The organism is Streptococcus cristatus (assembly GCF_003943535.1).
GTDB lineage: Bacteria > Bacillota > Bacilli > Lactobacillales > Streptococcaceae > Streptococcus > Streptococcus cristatus_L.
Genome location: NZ_RJPU01000001.1, coordinates 549,099 through 564,789 on the forward strand (window position 1 = coordinate 549,099; position 15,691 = coordinate 564,789).

Annotated in this window: 15 protein-coding genes and 1 other annotated feature; all 15 genes read left to right on the plus strand. The window is 40.5% G+C overall.

What is annotated here, in order from left to right:
• The first annotated feature begins 11 nt into the window (after positions 1-11).
• The 15 genes from D8790_RS03030 (at position 12) to D8790_RS03100 (ending at position 15,649) form a co-directional block, all read left to right on the plus strand.
• On the plus strand, positions 12-269 hold the full coding sequence (locus D8790_RS03030) for a DUF3165 family protein (protein WP_005590808.1): 258 nt from the start codon (positions 12-14) through the stop codon (positions 267-269).
• Between the two features lie 395 nt (positions 270-664).
• Positions 665-2,017 carry a UDP-N-acetylmuramoyl-L-alanine--D-glutamate ligase gene (murD, locus tag D8790_RS03035; RefSeq protein WP_125387576.1) on the plus strand — a complete coding sequence of 451 codons (1,353 nt, stop codon included), beginning with the start codon at positions 665-667 and terminating at the stop codon, positions 2,015-2,017.
• Position 2,018: 1 nt separating this feature from the next.
• Entirely contained in the window at positions 2,019-3,089 is a 1,071-nt protein-coding gene (locus tag D8790_RS03040; protein ID WP_125387526.1) for a UDP-N-acetylglucosamine--N-acetylmuramyl-(pentapeptide) pyrophosphoryl-undecaprenol N-acetylglucosamine transferase, read from the plus strand.
• Positions 3,086-4,282 carry a cell division protein FtsQ/DivIB gene (locus tag D8790_RS03045; RefSeq protein WP_125387527.1) on the plus strand — a complete coding sequence of 399 codons (1,197 nt, stop codon included), beginning with the start codon at positions 3,086-3,088 and terminating at the stop codon, positions 4,280-4,282. Before D8790_RS03040 ends, D8790_RS03045 begins: the two co-directional genes overlap by 4 nt.
• 123 nt (positions 4,283-4,405) lie before the next feature.
• Entirely contained in the window at positions 4,406-5,770 is a 1,365-nt protein-coding gene (gene ftsA, locus D8790_RS03050; RefSeq protein WP_125387528.1) for a cell division protein FtsA, read from the plus strand.
• A gap of 16 nt (positions 5,771-5,786) precedes the next feature.
• Positions 5,787-7,052, plus strand: a complete 1,266-nt coding sequence (gene ftsZ, locus D8790_RS03055) for a cell division protein FtsZ (RefSeq protein WP_125387529.1) — start codon at positions 5,787-5,789, stop codon at positions 7,050-7,052.
• A gap of 4 nt (positions 7,053-7,056) precedes the next feature.
• The gene (locus tag D8790_RS03060; protein ID WP_125387530.1) at positions 7,057-7,728 is read left to right on the plus strand and encodes a YggS family pyridoxal phosphate-dependent enzyme; all 672 of its coding nucleotides are present in this window, start codon (positions 7,057-7,059) and stop codon (positions 7,726-7,728) included.
• A gap of 9 nt (positions 7,729-7,737) precedes the next feature.
• A complete protein-coding gene (locus tag D8790_RS03065; protein ID WP_125387531.1) occupies positions 7,738-8,304 on the plus strand; it encodes a cell division protein SepF in 567 nt (188 codons plus the stop codon).
• A gap of 3 nt (positions 8,305-8,307) precedes the next feature.
• The gene (locus D8790_RS03070; protein WP_125387532.1) at positions 8,308-8,583 is read left to right on the plus strand and encodes a YggT family protein; all 276 of its coding nucleotides are present in this window, start codon (positions 8,308-8,310) and stop codon (positions 8,581-8,583) included.
• Complete coding sequence (locus D8790_RS03075; RefSeq protein WP_125387533.1) at positions 8,577-9,362, plus strand: YlmH family RNA-binding protein; 786 nt, start codon at positions 8,577-8,579, stop codon at positions 9,360-9,362. The genes D8790_RS03070 and D8790_RS03075 overlap by 7 nt, the downstream gene beginning before the upstream one ends.
• A gap of 9 nt (positions 9,363-9,371) precedes the next feature.
• Positions 9,372-10,157, plus strand: coding sequence for a DivIVA domain-containing protein (locus D8790_RS03080; RefSeq protein WP_125387534.1), 786 nt, complete (start codon positions 9,372-9,374; stop codon positions 10,155-10,157).
• Positions 10,154-10,357: a binding site (T-box leader), on the plus strand. (Overlaps the previous gene by 4 nt.)
• Before the next feature lie 52 nt (positions 10,358-10,409).
• Entirely contained in the window at positions 10,410-13,202 is a 2,793-nt protein-coding gene (gene ileS / locus D8790_RS03085; RefSeq protein WP_125387535.1) for an isoleucine--tRNA ligase, read from the plus strand.
• Positions 13,203-13,395: 193 nt separating this feature from the next.
• On the plus strand, positions 13,396-13,848 hold the full coding sequence (locus tag D8790_RS03090) for an NUDIX domain-containing protein (RefSeq protein ID WP_125387536.1): 453 nt from the start codon (positions 13,396-13,398) through the stop codon (positions 13,846-13,848).
• Positions 13,849-13,947: 99 nt separating this feature from the next.
• Positions 13,948-14,250, plus strand: a complete 303-nt coding sequence (locus tag D8790_RS03095; RefSeq protein ID WP_005590795.1) for a DUF1827 family protein — start codon at positions 13,948-13,950, stop codon at positions 14,248-14,250.
• 274 nt (positions 14,251-14,524) lie between these two features.
• Positions 14,525-15,649 (plus strand): AI-2E family transporter, encoded by a 1,125-nt coding sequence (locus tag D8790_RS03100; RefSeq protein WP_062004497.1) that lies wholly within the window; start codon positions 14,525-14,527, stop codon positions 15,647-15,649.
• Positions 15,650-15,691 lie beyond the last annotated feature (42 nt).

A 15,691-nucleotide genomic window follows, 5' to 3' on the forward strand; every position in this document is an offset into this window, starting at 1 on the left:
AAAGGAGCAGCATGATTTACCTGATTATTGGAATATTAATCCTGCTTTTCTATGTATTTGCCATTCCAACTAGTATTAAGGGGACGTTGAATGTCTTGACATTCGTACTCTTGCTGGTTGCCTTGATCATTTTGCTTGCTTTAGCAATTTTTCAAATTTTTAAATTACCTGGAGAATTATTTGTGAGTATCTTTTTGATTATTATAACAGTGTGGGCCTTGATGGATATTGAGCGTCTAGTGCCATCTCAGAAATCAAAAGAACTTTAAACTCATAAACTATAAGGAAGGGATTAGGATTTCAAAGGTCGTGTAGACTTTTAAAATCCTAATTCCTTTTGTTTATCTAAAGCGATATTCCTCGATGGTGGTTTTGGCTGAGTAGAAATATAATACAGTTACCGATGTTTTTCATTTAAAGAAGGCCCGATTCTTTTGAATGCTGTTGACCATCAGTGAGTAGGTCAGGTTTGATAAGTCACTGGCAATTAAATGTTTTGGATAGTCACTGCTTGTATAAATAGGTTTTTCAAAGGTTTCAAATAGAATAATATTTCTTCTTATTTATTAAAAGCTGATAACAGTTAAAATAAAAGCCTGATATGACTTTTTTATTTTCGCAAAAAAAGGTAAAATAGAAGGTAGTATGAATGAAGAGGTACATGATGAAGACTATTTCAAAATTTGCCAATAAGAAAGTCTTGGTGTTGGGCTTAGCAAAATCAGGGGAGTCAGCTGCCCGTCTTTTGGATAAACTGGGAGCGATTGTGACGGTCAATGACGGCAAGCCTTTCGAGGAAAATCCAGCTGCCCAATCTTTGCTGGAAGAAGGAATTAAGGTCATAACTGGTGGTCATCCATTAGAATTGTTGGATGAAGATTTTGAATGGATGGTGAAAAATCCAGGCATTCCTTACAATAATCCTATGGTCATGAGGGCTTTGGAAAAGAAGATCCCTGTTATTACTGAAGTAGAGCTGGCTTATCTGATTTCGGATGCACCGATTATCGGGATTACTGGCTCCAATGGAAAAACGACCACCACGACCATGATTGCGGAGGTGCTAACAGCAGGCGGACAAAATGGCCTCTTGTCAGGAAATATCGGATTTCCAGCTAGTCAAGTTGCCCAATATGCGGGTGAAACAGACACATTGGTCATGGAACTTTCTTCTTTCCAACTAATGGGAATCGAAGCCTTCCATCCAGAAATAGCGGTCATTACAAATCTGATGCCGACGCATCTGGACTATCACGGCTCTTTTGAGGAATATGTGGCGGCCAAGTGGAATATCCAAAAAAATATGACAGCTTCTGACTATGTCGTGTTGAATTTTAATCAAGACTTGGCGAAAGAATTGGCTAAGAAGACGGCTGCCAAAGTGCTTCCTTTTTCAACTAAAGAAAAGGTCGATGGAGCTTACTTGGACGGCGATGTGCTGACTTTCCGTGGGGAAGCCATTATGAAAGCTTCTGAACTAGGCGTGCCTGGTAGCCATAATGTAGAAAATGCTCTAGCAACCATTGCAGTAGCCAAACTTCGTGGGATTGACAATCAAGTTATTAGAGAAACCCTGGCTCATTTTGGTGGTGTCAAGCATCGTCTCCAGTATGTGGGCGAAATCAATCAAGTCAAATTTTACAATGACAGTAAATCAACTAATATTTTAGCGACACAAAAAGCTTTATCAGGTTTTGACAATAGCAAGGTCATTCTGATTGCTGGTGGTTTGGATCGTGGCAATGAATTTGATGAATTGGTGCCAGATATCAAGGGTCTGAAAAAGATGGTAATTTTGGGAGAATCGGCTGCGCGTGTTAAGCGGGCTGCGGATCAGGCAGAAGTAAGCTATCTGGACGCTTCAGATGTCAGAGATGCTACTCGCAAAGCCTTTTCTGTGGCGGAGCCTGGGGATGTTGTCCTTCTCAGTCCAGCCAATGCCAGCTGGGATATGTATAAGAATTTTGAAGTGCGGGGCGATGAATTCCTTGCAGTATTTAAAGAATTAAAGGGATAAAATGAAAAAAATAGTATTTACAGGTGGAGGGACAGTTGGCCATGTGACCCTCAATCTTTTGCTGATGCCTAAATTTATCGAAGAGAGCTGGGAAGTCCATTATATCGGTGACCGTCATGGGATTGAGTACAAGGAAATTCAAAAATCAGGTCTACCTGTTGTTTTCCATTCGATTGCAACTGGCAAGCTCCGTCGCTATTTTTCTTGGCAGAATCTTTTGGATGTTTTTAAAGTGGCAGGTGGCATTCTCCAGTCGCTGGGCATCATGTTAAAAGTCCGTCCCAAAGCCCTATTTTCAAAAGGAGGCTTTGTGTCTGTTCCGCCAGTGATTGCGGCGAAGGTGACCGGCGTTCCAGTTTTCATTCATGAGTCTGATTTGTCGCTTGGTTTGGCCAATAAAATCGGTTATAAATGCGCGACAAAGATGTTCACGACTTTTGAGCAAGCTGAAGGACTGAGCAAGGCTGAACATGTTGGAGCGGTGACCAAGATTGCTGCCCCCTCTCAAACAGAACCAGCTGAGATTGAGAAAATCAAGGCTCATTTCACAGAAGGAAAACCTACCTTGCTCTTTGTTGGTGGCTCAGGAGGCGCTAAAGTTTTCAATGATTTTATTACCAAAAACAAGGATCGCTTGATTGAAAAATATAATATTATCAATCTGACGGGCGATGCTAGCTTGGATGAGCTTTCCCACCGTATCTACCGAGTGTCCTATGTGACAGATCTGTATCAGCCGTTGATGGCTATGGCAGATGTCGTCGTGACACGAGGTGGTTCCAATACTATTTTTGAATTACTGGCGATGAAGAAGTTGCAAGTAATTGTACCTTTGGGGCTGGGGGCAAGTCGAGGAGATCAGATTGAAAATGCCAACTACTTCTTGGAAAAAGGCTATGCGCTTAAAATCAATGAAGAAAACTTGAATCGGGTCAATCTCCAAGTAGCAGTGGATGATTTATTAAGAGAAAAGGATGCTTATTATCAACGAATGGAAAAAGCGCCTGAATTAACATCAGTAGATGATTTTTATGAAATTTTGAAGCAAGATATTAACAAAGGGAAAAAATGAAAAAAAGCAAGGAAGACAAGCAAGAAACGGCTCAACTTTCTCTTTCTGAATGGCAAGTCAGAAACAAAGAGTATCTTGAGAAAAAAGCTCAAGAAAAGGCAAAAAAGCAAGCTGAGTTAGAGAAAAAGAGAGCTGAACTAGAGCAGAAAAAAGAAGAAATGAAAGCGGGACTGGAAAATCAGGAGCCTTCTAACGAAGAAGATGCAGTCTCCGAAGAAATTGACACAGATTCTCCTACAAGTGAGGAAGAAGATGAAGTTCAAGATTCTGAAAGTGAGTCTGAAGTTGAGGAGCAAGATGAAGCTGAAGCTCAGGACCAAGAGAAAGATGAAGAAGAAGTAGAGCAGCTTGAGCTACCAAAAGTTCCAATTGAGAAAATTCACTGGTATCGAGCTTTGCCAGTTTTAGTGACAAGTTCTCTAATCTTTTTAGCTTCTCTTTATTTCCTCACGCCACTTGCAACTATGAAGACCATTGAATTTACTGGAAACAAGGTTGTGAGTCAGGAAGAACTAAGAAGCAGTAGCAAAATCGATCAGCGCGATTATACTATCACTGTTTACAAAAATCGCCATCATTATGAGCAAAATCTGAAAGCTTCTAGCCCCTGGATTGAAAATGTAGAAATGACCTATCAATTCCCACTGACTTTCAAAGTCGATGTTCAGGAATACAATATTTTGGGTTATTTACAGAAAGCTTCTAAGTATTATCCTATTTTGACCAGTGGAGAATACGTAAAAACTGAGGTTGCGGCTGATGCTTTGCCGGAAGAGCGGATGGATGTGACCTTCTCGGATGCAGGCTTGATCAAGGAGTTTGTTCAACAACTGAAGAATGTTCCTGATTCAGTCAAAAAGAGCATTAGAAAAGTTGATTTAACTCCTAGCAAGGTGACAGAGGATTTAGTGACCATTACCATGTCTGATGAACACCAAATTTTAGTTCCAATTTCTCATATTGCTAAGAAACTTCCCTATTATGAAGGAATTCATCCTCAGTTGGAAGTGCCAAGCGTGGTCGATATGGAGGCTGGTATTTTTAGCTATGCGCAAGGCACAGAAAATGAAGTTATCCATGAAGCTAGTAACGATGCGCAAGATACAGAATCTTCGGCTCAACATGCAGAGCAATCTACCGAGCATTCTGCTCAATCTCAGGCAGAAAAGCCAGAGATTTCTGAAAATAACTAATTATTATAGATAAAAAACTGCGCCAATTTCGTATTTTTATGATATAATAAAGTTTGGATAACCCTATTTTCTAGAGTTATTTGTATTAGAATGGAAACGTGGAAGACAGAGAGGACTGATGTAATGGCTAGAGATGGCTTTTTTACTGGATTAGATATAGGAAGTAGCACAATTAAAGTATTGGTGGCAGAGCACATCAATGGTGAAATGAATGTTATTGGAGTCAGCAATGCAAAGAGTGCTGGCGTTAAAGATGGGATTATTGTCGATATTGAAGCAGCAGCAGCGGCTATTAAGTCAGCAATTTCTCAAGCAGAGGAAAAAGCGGGGATTTCAATTGGACTAGTGAATGTTGGCTTGCCTGCAAATCTACTGCAAATTGAGCCAACTCAAGGAATGATTCCTGTGACTAGTGACTCCAAAGAAATTACCGATGAAGATGTCGAGAGCGTTGTAAGATCTGCCTTGACCAAGAGCATGACTCCTGACCGTGAAGTAATTACCTTCATCCCAGAAGAGTTTGTTGTTGATGGCTTCCAAGGGATCCGTGATCCTCGTGGTATGATGGGGATTCGCCTAGAAATGCGCGGCCTACTCTACACTGGTCCTCGTACAATCCTGCATAACCTCCGTAAAACAGTAGAGCGTGCAGGAGTGAAATTGGAAAATATTATCATTTCTCCTTTAGCGATGACAAAATCTATCCTGAACGAAGGAGAACGGGAGTTTGGTGCGACAGTCATTGATATGGGTGGCGGACAAACTACAGTTGCTTCTGTAAAAAATCAAGAATTACAATTTACCAATATCTATCAAGAAGGCGGCGACTATGTCACAAAAGACATTTCAAAAGTCTTGAAAACTTCTCAGAAATTGGCAGAAAGCTTGAAATTTAACTATGGTGTAGCTTATGTACCATTTGCAGGCACAGAATCTTTCCCAGTTGAAGTCATCGGGGAAGTTAATCCAGTTGAAATAACAGAAACCTATCTAGCTGAAATCATCTCTGCTCGTATCAAACATGTTTTTGAACAAATCAAGCAAGATTTAGATAGAAGACACGTGTTAGATCTTCCTGGTGGTATCGTCATCGTTGGTGGTGGAGCGATCTTGCCTGGCGTTGTAGAATTAGCTCAGGAAGTATTTGGCGTTCACGCTAAATTATATGTACCAAATCAAATCGGTATCCGTAATCCAGCTTTTGCCCACGTGATTAGTCTTTCAGAGTATGCTGGCAATCTGACCGAAGTGGATCGAATTGCACAAGCTGCTGTCCGTGGAGACGAGCAGTTGCGTCATCAAGCAACCAGCTTTGAACGTCCAAGTCATAGAGTACCTCGCTTTGATCATCAGCCGGTTGAACCGGCTCAACCAGTTCAAGAGGTGGAACCAGAAATTGCACCTCTTAGAAATGAAGTACCACAAGAGGAACCAAAAGCTAGTCTTACAGATAAGATGCGCAATTTAATTGGTAATATGTTTGAGTAAGGAGAATAAATAGATTATGACATTTTCATTTGATGCGGCTGCTGCACAAGGCGCAGTCATTAAAGTAATTGGTGTCGGCGGCGGCGGCGGAAACGCTATTAACCGTATGATCGATGAAGGTCTTGCTGGCGTAGAATTTATCGCAGCAAATACAGATGTGCAAGCACTTAGCAGTGCAAAAGCAGAAACAGTTATCCAGCTTGGTCCTAAGTTGACTCGTGGTCTGGGTGCAGGAGGTCAACCTGAGGTTGGTCGTAAAGCAGCTGAAGAAAGCGAAGAAGTCTTGACAGAAGCCCTTCAAGGAGCAGACATGGTCTTTATCACTGCTGGTATGGGTGGTGGCTCTGGTACAGGTGCTGCACCAGTTATTGCCCGCATCGCTAAATCAGTAGGCGCCCTAACTGTAGCAGTTGTAACTCGTCCATTTGGATTTGAAGGAAACAAACGTGGTAATTTTGCCGTTGAAGGAATCAACGAACTGCGTGAACATGTAGATACTCTTTTGATCATTTCAAACAACAATCTTTTGGAAATTGTTGACAAGAAAACTCCGCTTCTCGAAGCCTTGAGTGAAGCTGATAACGTATTGCGCCAAGGGGTTCAGGGTATTACTGACTTGATTACTAGCCCTGGCTTGATTAACCTTGACTTTGCAGACGTGAAGACTGTTATGGAAAATAAAGGTAATGCTTTGATGGGTATCGGTATCGGAAGCGGTGAAGAACGTGTGATCGAAGCAGCTCGCAAAGCTATCTACTCTCCACTTCTTGAGACAACTATTGACGGTGCAGAAGACGTGATCGTCAACGTTACTGGTGGCCTAGATATGACTTTGATTGAAGCGGAAGAAGCTTCTGAAATCGTTAATCAGGCAGCTGGTCATGGTGTCAACATCTGGCTCGGTACTTCTATTGATGAATCTATGAAGGATGAAATCCGTGTGACTGTTGTTGCAACAGGTGTTAAAGAGGATAAGGTTGATAAAGTAAGTGGATTGCAAGGCGTTAAACCTGCAAGCCGAGCTGAGCAAGTACGCTCAGCACAAACATCTGCTCATTATGATCGAAACTTCGATATGGCAGAAACAAGAGAAATGCCAGCTCCTTCTCATCGCTCAACTGTAGAAACTTCTAGAGCTTCAGCCTTTGGAGACTGGGATTTACGTCGTGAATCAATCGTTCGTCAAGCAGAACCAGTGCCTTCTAGTCGTGTAGAGCGCTTTACCGATATCAAGGAAGAGGATGACGAACTTGAAACACCGCCATTCTTTAGAAATCGCTAATTAAATGGATTTTCAAGCAAATAAAGATTTAATTTTTCAAAATGTTGCTCAAATAGTTGAAAAAGAAAATCGATTGAAGGACTCCGTAAACATTATTGCGGTTACCAAGTATGTTGACTGTGAAACAGCGAAAAAACTCGTGGATACAGGAATCAAACATATTGGAGAAAATCGAGTAGATAAGTTTCTTGAAAAATATCATGCTTTAAAGGAAGAAAACCTTACCTGGCATTTGATTGGTAGTTTGCAGAGAAGAAAAGTGAAAGATGTAATCAACTATGTTGATTATTTCCATGCTTTAGACTCTGTCAAATTGGCTCAAGAAATCAACAAGCGAGCAGATCATGTGATTAATTGTTTCTTGCAAGTCAATATTTCAAAAGAAGAAAGCAAGCACGGTTTTTTAGTTGAAGAACTAGATAGTGTTTTACCAGAGCTTGCAGCCTTAGAAAATATTTGCATTGTTGGCCTGATGACCATGGCTCCATTCGAAGCCGATCATCAAGAGCTGAATCAGATTTTTTCAGAGGCACATCAGCATCAATTAAACTTACAAAGTAAACAGTTAAAAAACATGCCCTTTTCTGATTTGAGTATGGGAATGAGCCGTGATTATCCAGAAGCGATTGCCAACGGCTCAACCTATGTCAGAATCGGAACAGCATTTTTTAAATAGGAAAGAACTATGTCATTTAAAGATAAATTTGATAAATTTATAGAATACTTTACAGAAGATGGAGAAAAGTCTGACTTACCAGTACAGCCTTTAGATGAATCTGATTCTGTTTTGAAGCAGGCAGAGGTTGAGCCAGTTCCGGCTGCATCAGCAAAGGGAAACGCACGTACTCGTTCAGCTTCTTCACAAGTCCAACAAAAGCCTGCAACGGAAAATATTACTAGATTGCATGCTCGCCAACAAGAACTGGCTCAGCATCGAGTGAAATCTAGTGAGAAGGTTACGATTGATGTTCGCTATCCGAAAAAATATGAGGAAGCGACAGAGGTTGTTGATTTACTTGTGGCGAATGAGAGTATCTTAATTGATTTTCAATATATGACAGAGGTACAAGCAAGACGTTGCTTGGATTATCTTGATGGGGCACGCTATGTTTTGGCTGGGAACTTGAGAAAAGTTGCTAGTACCATGTACTTACTCACTCCAATCAATGTTGTCGTCAATGTAGAAGATATTCGCCTTCCAAACGATGTGGATCTGAGTGAATACGATTTTGATATGAAACGCAGCAGATAATTAATGATTTACTTTATTTTAAAATTAGTTTCTAATCTAATTGATCTTTACTCCCTTCTCGTCTTCATCTATGCACTCTTGTCTTGGTTCCCTGGAGCTTACCAAACAGCCCTAGGAAGGCTTGTCGGTTCTCTGGTTGAACCATTTTTGCGTTTGTTCCGCAGGTTGCCTTTGCAGTTTGGTAGATTAGACTTTACTGTTCTGGTGGCACTTTTTTCCTTGAGAGTGCTTGATACTTTATTTCTAAACTTCCTCGCTTCCTTGTTATTGCTATGGTAAACAAGATCTATCAGCATTATTCTCAGGATGATCAAGATTTTCTGGATAAAAGCATGGAATTGCTTCAAAGAGTAGAAAATCAATATAGCTATGAGACGACTGCTTTTTTGAATCCTCATCAGGTCAATATTCTCAAAAATTTGAGTAAGCAATATGATGTGCAAGTATTTGCTAGTTCAGATTATTTTCCAAGTGAGTTTGCTAAAGTGTTGATTGCACCAAGCTATTATCAATTAGAACTCGAAGATTTTGATGTGATCTTGCTAGAGATTACCTATGCAAGTAAGTTCTACAGGGTAACTCATTCACAAATTATGGGAACTCTTTTGCATCAGCTAGGGATTGAGAGGCGGACGTTTGGCGATATTATCGTTGTGGATGACCGTGCACAAGTATTTGTGGATAGAAGATTAGAAGAATATTTCATTACGAATGTTTCTAAAATAGCTAAAGTTCCAGTTCGGCTAAGAAGAGTTGATTTCAGAGAGCAGCTACAAGAGTCACCGGCGACTAAAACAACAGATGTTTTGGTCTCTAGTCTCAGATTGGATAAGCTGGTAGCCACAGTCTTTAAGTTATCACGTAGTCAAGCTGTGGAACTAATCATGGGGAAGCAGGTAAAGCAGAACTACAGAACCATTGATAATCCTAGCCAACAGCTCTCTCTGGGGGATTTGATTAGCGTTAGGAAATATGGAAGATTTAAGATTTTAACAGAAAATGGTTTTTCCAAAAATGGGAAGCATAAACTAACAGTTGAATTATTACCTAGCAAATAAGGAGGAAATATGGCACTAACATCATTAGATATTAGAGATAAAGCTTTTTCGACCAGATTTAGAGGGTACGATATCGATGAAGTTGAAGAATTTCTTGATATCATTGTCAATGATTATGAGGAATTAATCCGTGAGAATCGTGAGAAAGAAGCAAAAATCCGTAATCTTGAAGAACGTCTAATTTATTTTGATGAAATGAAAGACTCGCTCAGCCAATCTGTTTTGATTGCACAAGATACAGCAGAGCGGGTCAAACAGGCAGCACAAGAACGTTCAGGAAATATTGTGCAGCAAGCAGAGCAAGATGCGCAACGTTTATTAGATAGGGCCAAGTATAAGGCAAATGATATTCTTCGTCAGGCTACAGATAACGCCAAAAGAGTAGCTGTTGAGACAGAAGAATTGAAAAATAAAACGCGTGTCTTCCATCAGCGTCTCAAATCGACAATTGAAAGTCAACTAAGTATTGTTGACTCTCCAGATTGGGAAGATATCCTTCGCCCAACTGCTGCCTATCTCCAAACCAGTGATGAAGCCTTTAAAGAAGTGGTTGAAGAAGCGATTGGAGAAAAAGTCGAGCTAGAGGAAGAAGTAGATGTTACGCGCCAATTCTCACCTGAAGAATTAGCTGAATTGCAAGAACGAATTGAGCAAGCAAATCGAGATTTGGCAGAAACACAGACTCTTCAGACTATAGATGAAGAGCTGATCCAAGCACAACAGAAAGAAATTTTAGAATCTGGAGAACTTTCAGATTTGGATGAAGATACTAAAGTTCAAGTGGATCTTTTATAAGTGCAGAAACACAAGACAAATAAAATATTTTCAGCGAGCAGGTGGTGGTGAAAGACCTGTAATCCCTTTTGTTTGACTTATCATTCTGCTTTATTGTTTCTGAAACGAGTAAGAAACGACGTCCGCCTACGTTACAGGCTAAGAGGGACAGGCTTTTTCCTGTCTAAACAAAGGTGGTACCACGAATTTTCGTCCTTTCGGAGAAATTTGTGGTTTTTTATTTTGAAAATTATGATGGAATAAGGAGACTAAATGAAACTCAAAGAAACCCTGAATCTTGGGAAAACTGCATTTCCAATGCGTGCTGGCTTGCCAAATAAAGAACCAATCTGGCAAAAAGAATGGGAAGAAGCTAAACTTTACCAACGTCGTCAAGAATTGAACCAAGGAAAACCGCATTTCACCTTGCATGATGGACCTCCATATGCAAACGGAAATATCCACGTTGGACACGCTATGAACAAGATTTCTAAAGATATTATTGTTCGTTCAAAATCCATGTCAGGATTTTATGCGCCTTACATCCCAGGTTGGGATACACATGGTTTGCCAATTGAGCAAGTATTGGCAAAACAAGGTGTTAAACGCAAAGAAATGGATTTGGTTGAGTACTTGAAACTTTGCCGTGAGTATGCTCTTTCTCAAGTTGATAAACAACGTGAAGACTTTAAACGTTTGGGTGTTTCTGGTGACTGGGAAAATCCTTATGTGACCTTGACTCCAGACTATGAAGCGGCTCAAATCCGCGTCTTCGGTGAAATGGCTAAGAAAGGCTACATCTACCGTGGTGCCAAGCCAGTTTACTGGTCATGGTCATCTGAGTCAGCCCTGGCTGAAGCGGAAATTGAGTACCATGACTTGCTTTCAACTTCCCTTTACTATGCTAACCGCGTCAAAGACGGAAAAGGTGTGCTAGATACAGATACTTACATCGTTGTTTGGACAACTACTCCATTTACCATCACAGCTTCTCGTGGCTTGACTGTTGGAGCGGATATTGACTACGTAGTCGTTCAACCAGCCGGTGAATCTCGTAAGTTTGTGGTTGCTTCAGAATTGTTGAACAGTTTGTCTGAGAAATTTGGTTGGGCTGATGTGCAAGTCTTGGCGACCTACCGTGGTCAAGAATTGAACAACATTGTGACAGTCCACCCATGGGATACAGCTGTAGATGAGTTGGTGATCCTTGGTGACCACGTTATGACTGACTCTGGTACAGGTATTGTCCATACAGCCCCTGGTTTTGGTGAGGATGACTACAATGTCGGTGTTGCCAACGGTCTTGAAGTTGCTGTAACAGTTGATGAACGAGGGATCATGATGGAAAATGCTGGTCCTGATTTTGCGGGTCAATTCTATGACAAGGTAGTTCCAACTGTTATCGAAAAACTTGGCAATCTTCTTCTTGCTCAAGAAGAAATCTCTCACTCCTACCCATTTGACTGGCGTACGAAAAAACCAATTATCTGGCGTGCTGTGCCACAGTGGTTTGCCTCTGTATCTAAATTCCGCCAAGAAATCTTGGACGAAATTGAAAAAGTGAAGTTCCACTCAGAATGGGGGAAAGTACGTCTCTACAACATGATTCGTGACCGTGGCGACTGGGTGATCTCTCGTCAACGTGCTTGGGGAGTTCCCCTTCCTATCTTCTACGCAGAAGACGGAACACCAATCATGACTGCTGAGACCATCGAACATGTGGCTCAACTCTTTGAAGAGCACGGCTCTATTGTCTGGTGGGAACGTGATGCTAAAGACCTCTTGCCAGAAGGATTTAAGCATCCGGGTTCACCAAATGGCGAGTTCAAGAAAGAGACAGACATCATGGACGTATGGTTTGACTCAGGTTCATCATGGAATGGGGTTGTTGTAAACCGTCCAGAATTGACTTACCCAGCAGACCTTTACTTAGAAGGTTCTGACCAATATCGTGGTTGGTTCAACTCTTCCCTCATCACATCTGTTGCCAACCATGGCGTAGCACCTTACAAACAAATCTTGTCTCAAGGTTTTACGCTTGATGGTAAGGGTGAAAAGATGTCCAAATCTCTTGGAAATACTATTTTGCCTAGCGATGTTGAGAAACAATTTGGCGCTGAAATTCTTCGTCTTTGGGTAACAAGTGTAGATACTAGCAATGACGTTCGTATCTCAATGGATATCCTTAGCCAAGTATCGGAATCTTACCGTAAAATCCGTAACACGCTCCGTTTCTTGATTGCCAATACATCTGACTTTAACCCAGCTCAGGACGCAGTCGCTTACGATGAGCTTCGTTCCGTTGACAAGTATATGACTATTCGCTTTAACCAGCTTGTTAAGACCATTCGTGATGCTTATGCCAACTTTGAATTCTTAACAATCTACAAGGCCTTGGTGAACTTTATCAACGTTGACTTGTCAGCCTTCTACCTTGACTTCGCCAAAGACGTTGTTTACATCGAAGGTGCCAAATCACTTGAACGTCGTCAAATGCAGACTGTCTTCTATGACATTCTTGTCAAAATCACCAAACTCTTGACACCGATCCTTCCTCACACTGCAGAAGAAATCTGGTCATATCTTGAGTTTGAAGCTGAAGACTTTGTGCAATTGTCAGAATTACCAGAAGCGGAAACATTTGCTAATCAAGAAGAAATCTTGGATACTTGGGCAGCCTTCATGGACTTCCGCGGACAAGCTCAAAAAGCCTTGGAAGAAGCTCGTAATGCAAAAGTAATCGGTAAATCGCTTGAAGCACACTTGACAGTTTATCCAAACGAAGTTGTGAAAACTCTTCTTGGAGCGGTGGATAGCAATGTGGCTCAACTTTTGATTGTGTCAGAATTGACCATCGCAGAAGGACCAGCTCCAGAAGCTGCTGTTAGCTTCGAAGATGTAGCCTTTACAGTTGAACGCGCTGCAGGTGAAGTATGTGACCGTTGCCGTCGTATTGACCCAACAACAGCAGAACGCAGCTACCATGCAGTTATTTGTGACCACTGTGCAAGCATCGTAGAAGAAAACTTTGCGGATGCAGTTGCAGAAGGATTTGAAGAAAAATAATCCAGTCTAACATGAATAGGTTTGACTGATGGCTAGTAGAAGAAGTCCCGTCTCAACTGAGGCGGGCTTTTTTACTTGAGAACTAAGGGGCTAAGCTTCCTTGTGAAAGCTGAAAAAATAAGTTCAAACTCTTGACAGGCTAGTATAAGTTATTTATGATAGTAGTAAAGATTAGAAGGAATGAGGAAAGATAATGACCCATCCAGTTTTTGGAGTTCATGAGGAAAATGTCGAGTATGTGACACGCTATGGAGTTTATGCAGTAATTCCGGATGAGAAGAAAGAAAATATTATTTTGGTACAGGCACCTAACGGTGCGTGGTTTCTTCCTGGAGGACAAATGGAAGAAGGAGAGGACCAGCTGTCTACTCTTGAGCGGGAATTGCTGGAAGAGCTTGGCTTTAGCATCCAAGTAGGAGATTACTTTGGTCAGGCGGACGAGTATTTTTATTCTCGCCATCGGGACACGCATTTTTATAACCCTGCTTATATTTACGAAGCACTTTCGTATCAAGAAGTAGAAAAGCCACTGGAAGACTTTAATAATCTAGCATGGTTTCCTGTCGAACTTGCAATAGAAAAATTGAAACGTGGCAGCCATAAATGGGGAATTGAGCAGTGGAAGCGCAAATATCAGAATAACTAACCTGCTATATGTAAAATGATATAGATTACAGGTAATCGTTCACAATTCCTGAAAAACGTGTTATAATAATAGCGACGATTTAAGGTAGGAGGCAAATGAATGAAGCTTATAAATACGACGAATACCCATGCAGAATTAGTAAAAAATCAGTTGGAAAGTACAGATGCAACCCTTGTAGAGGTTTATTCTGCGGGCAATAGTGATGTTATTTTCACAGAGGCCCCTAGCCATTACGAAATTCTCATTTCAAATAAGCATCGCGCAATCAGAGAGCAAGAAATTGAAAAAATTAGAGAATTCTTTTTGAAACGAAAAATTGACCAAAAGAATATTGACGCCTCTGCTATTCGGACGATCTATGCCAATAGTTTGATTGAGATTTCAATCCCGATTAAGGGCTAATCATCTGCTTCAGATTTTAAACTTTTATAGCATTATCAATTGATTATCTGCTTCCTGATGGAAGTGATATCAAAAATCACTTGAAAGACTTTGCTTTTCAGCTCTTGCTTTCAGGTGATTTTTTATTTGTCTGATTTAGATTTTAAATTGTGTGATCTTTTCTGACTGGCTAAATTCTTCGAACTTAATAATGTTTCCATTTTTATTCTTTCTTTTATGAAATCACCTTTATTTTATGATAAATTATGGTAAAATAACTTGGAGGAGAGTAAAGATGTTTCATAAAAGTAAGTTAATGTTTTGGACCAGTGAAGTCTTGCTGCTGACGATTATCTTTTTCATCTGGCGCCAGATGGGAGATATGATTACGCCAGTGGTGAGCGTTATCAATACGATTTTAATTCCTTTTGTTATGGGAGGATTTCTCTACTATATTACAAATCCTCTTGTGACACTGCTCGAAAAAAAGTTGAAAATTAATCGAATTTTTGGGATTTTAATCACTCTTTTCCTACTGTTTGGTCTAGTGACAGTCGGAGTAATCTACCTCTTGCCAATTTTGATTAACCAGCTGTCCAGCTTGATTAATTCGACGCAAAATCTCTATTGGGAAATTCAGAGTTTTGTCAATCAATTATCCAAAAATCCTTTATTTAAGAGTTTAAATATTCAGTCTACTATCCAGCAACTCAACCTGTCCTATGTAGATATTCTGCAAAATATTTTAAATAGTGTTACCAATAGTCTGGGTAGCGTAGTGTCTGCTGTCATCAATACCCTCATGATTCTCATCATGACCCCGATTTTTTTGGTCTACTTCCTGATGGATGGACACAAGCTCCTACCAATGTTGGAGCGGACAGTTCTCAAGCGCGATAAGCTCAATATATCTAGTCTCTTGACCAATCTCAATGCGACGGTTGCCCGTTATATCAGTGGTATTTCGATAGATGCCTTGCTGATTGGGACCTTAGCTTATATTGGTTACAGTGTCATTGGACTCAAGTATGCCTTGGTCTTTGCAATTTTCTCAGCTTTGGCCAACTTAATTCCTTATGTGGGGCCTAGCATCGGCTTGATTCCCATGCTGATCACCTACTTTTTTACCGATCCTCATAAAATGTTGGCAGCCTTAATCTATATGTTGATTATCCAGCAAATTGATGGAAATATCCTTTATCCTCGTATTGTTGGGAGTGTTATGAAAGTGCATCCCATTACGATTATGGTTCTCTTGCTTCTGTCTAGTAATATTTATGGTATTATGGGCATGATTGTAGCGATTCCGACCTACTCTATCCTCAAGGAAATTGTGAAATTCCTTGCCAACCTTTATGACAATCACAAGGAAGCTCAGCAACAAAAGAAGAATGAAGAATTTGGTATTATAAAAAAATAGGAGAAAGCTCGCCTTTCTCTTTTTTACTACATTTTTTATGGT

Excerpts from the sequence above, each read along its gene's own strand:
- D8790_RS03030 (WP_005590808.1), top strand. The coding sequence starts at position 12 with ATGATTTACCTGATTATTGGAATATTAATCCTGCTTTTCTATGTATTT.
- murD (WP_125387576.1), top strand. The coding sequence starts at position 665 with ATGAAGACTATTTCAAAATTTGCCAATAAGAAAGTCTTGGTGTTGGGC.
- D8790_RS03040 (WP_125387526.1), top strand. The coding sequence starts at position 2,019 with ATGAAAAAAATAGTATTTACAGGTGGAGGGACAGTTGGCCATGTGACC.
- D8790_RS03045 (WP_125387527.1), top strand. The coding sequence starts at position 3,086 with ATGAAAAAAAGCAAGGAAGACAAGCAAGAAACGGCTCAACTTTCTCTT.
- ftsA (WP_125387528.1), top strand. The coding sequence starts at position 4,406 with ATGGCTAGAGATGGCTTTTTTACTGGATTAGATATAGGAAGTAGCACA.
- ftsZ (WP_125387529.1), top strand. The coding sequence starts at position 5,787 with ATGACATTTTCATTTGATGCGGCTGCTGCACAAGGCGCAGTCATTAAA.
- D8790_RS03060 (WP_125387530.1), top strand. The coding sequence starts at position 7,057 with ATGGATTTTCAAGCAAATAAAGATTTAATTTTTCAAAATGTTGCTCAA.
- D8790_RS03065 (WP_125387531.1), top strand. The coding sequence starts at position 7,738 with ATGTCATTTAAAGATAAATTTGATAAATTTATAGAATACTTTACAGAA.
- D8790_RS03070 (WP_125387532.1), top strand. The coding sequence starts at position 8,308 with ATGATTTACTTTATTTTAAAATTAGTTTCTAATCTAATTGATCTTTAC.
- D8790_RS03075 (WP_125387533.1), top strand. The coding sequence starts at position 8,577 with ATGGTAAACAAGATCTATCAGCATTATTCTCAGGATGATCAAGATTTT.
- D8790_RS03080 (WP_125387534.1), top strand. The coding sequence starts at position 9,372 with ATGGCACTAACATCATTAGATATTAGAGATAAAGCTTTTTCGACCAGA.
- ileS (WP_125387535.1), top strand. The coding sequence starts at position 10,410 with ATGAAACTCAAAGAAACCCTGAATCTTGGGAAAACTGCATTTCCAATG.
- D8790_RS03090 (WP_125387536.1), top strand. The coding sequence starts at position 13,396 with ATGACCCATCCAGTTTTTGGAGTTCATGAGGAAAATGTCGAGTATGTG.
- D8790_RS03095 (WP_005590795.1), top strand. The coding sequence starts at position 13,948 with ATGAAGCTTATAAATACGACGAATACCCATGCAGAATTAGTAAAAAAT.
- D8790_RS03100 (WP_062004497.1), top strand. The coding sequence starts at position 14,525 with ATGTTTCATAAAAGTAAGTTAATGTTTTGGACCAGTGAAGTCTTGCTG.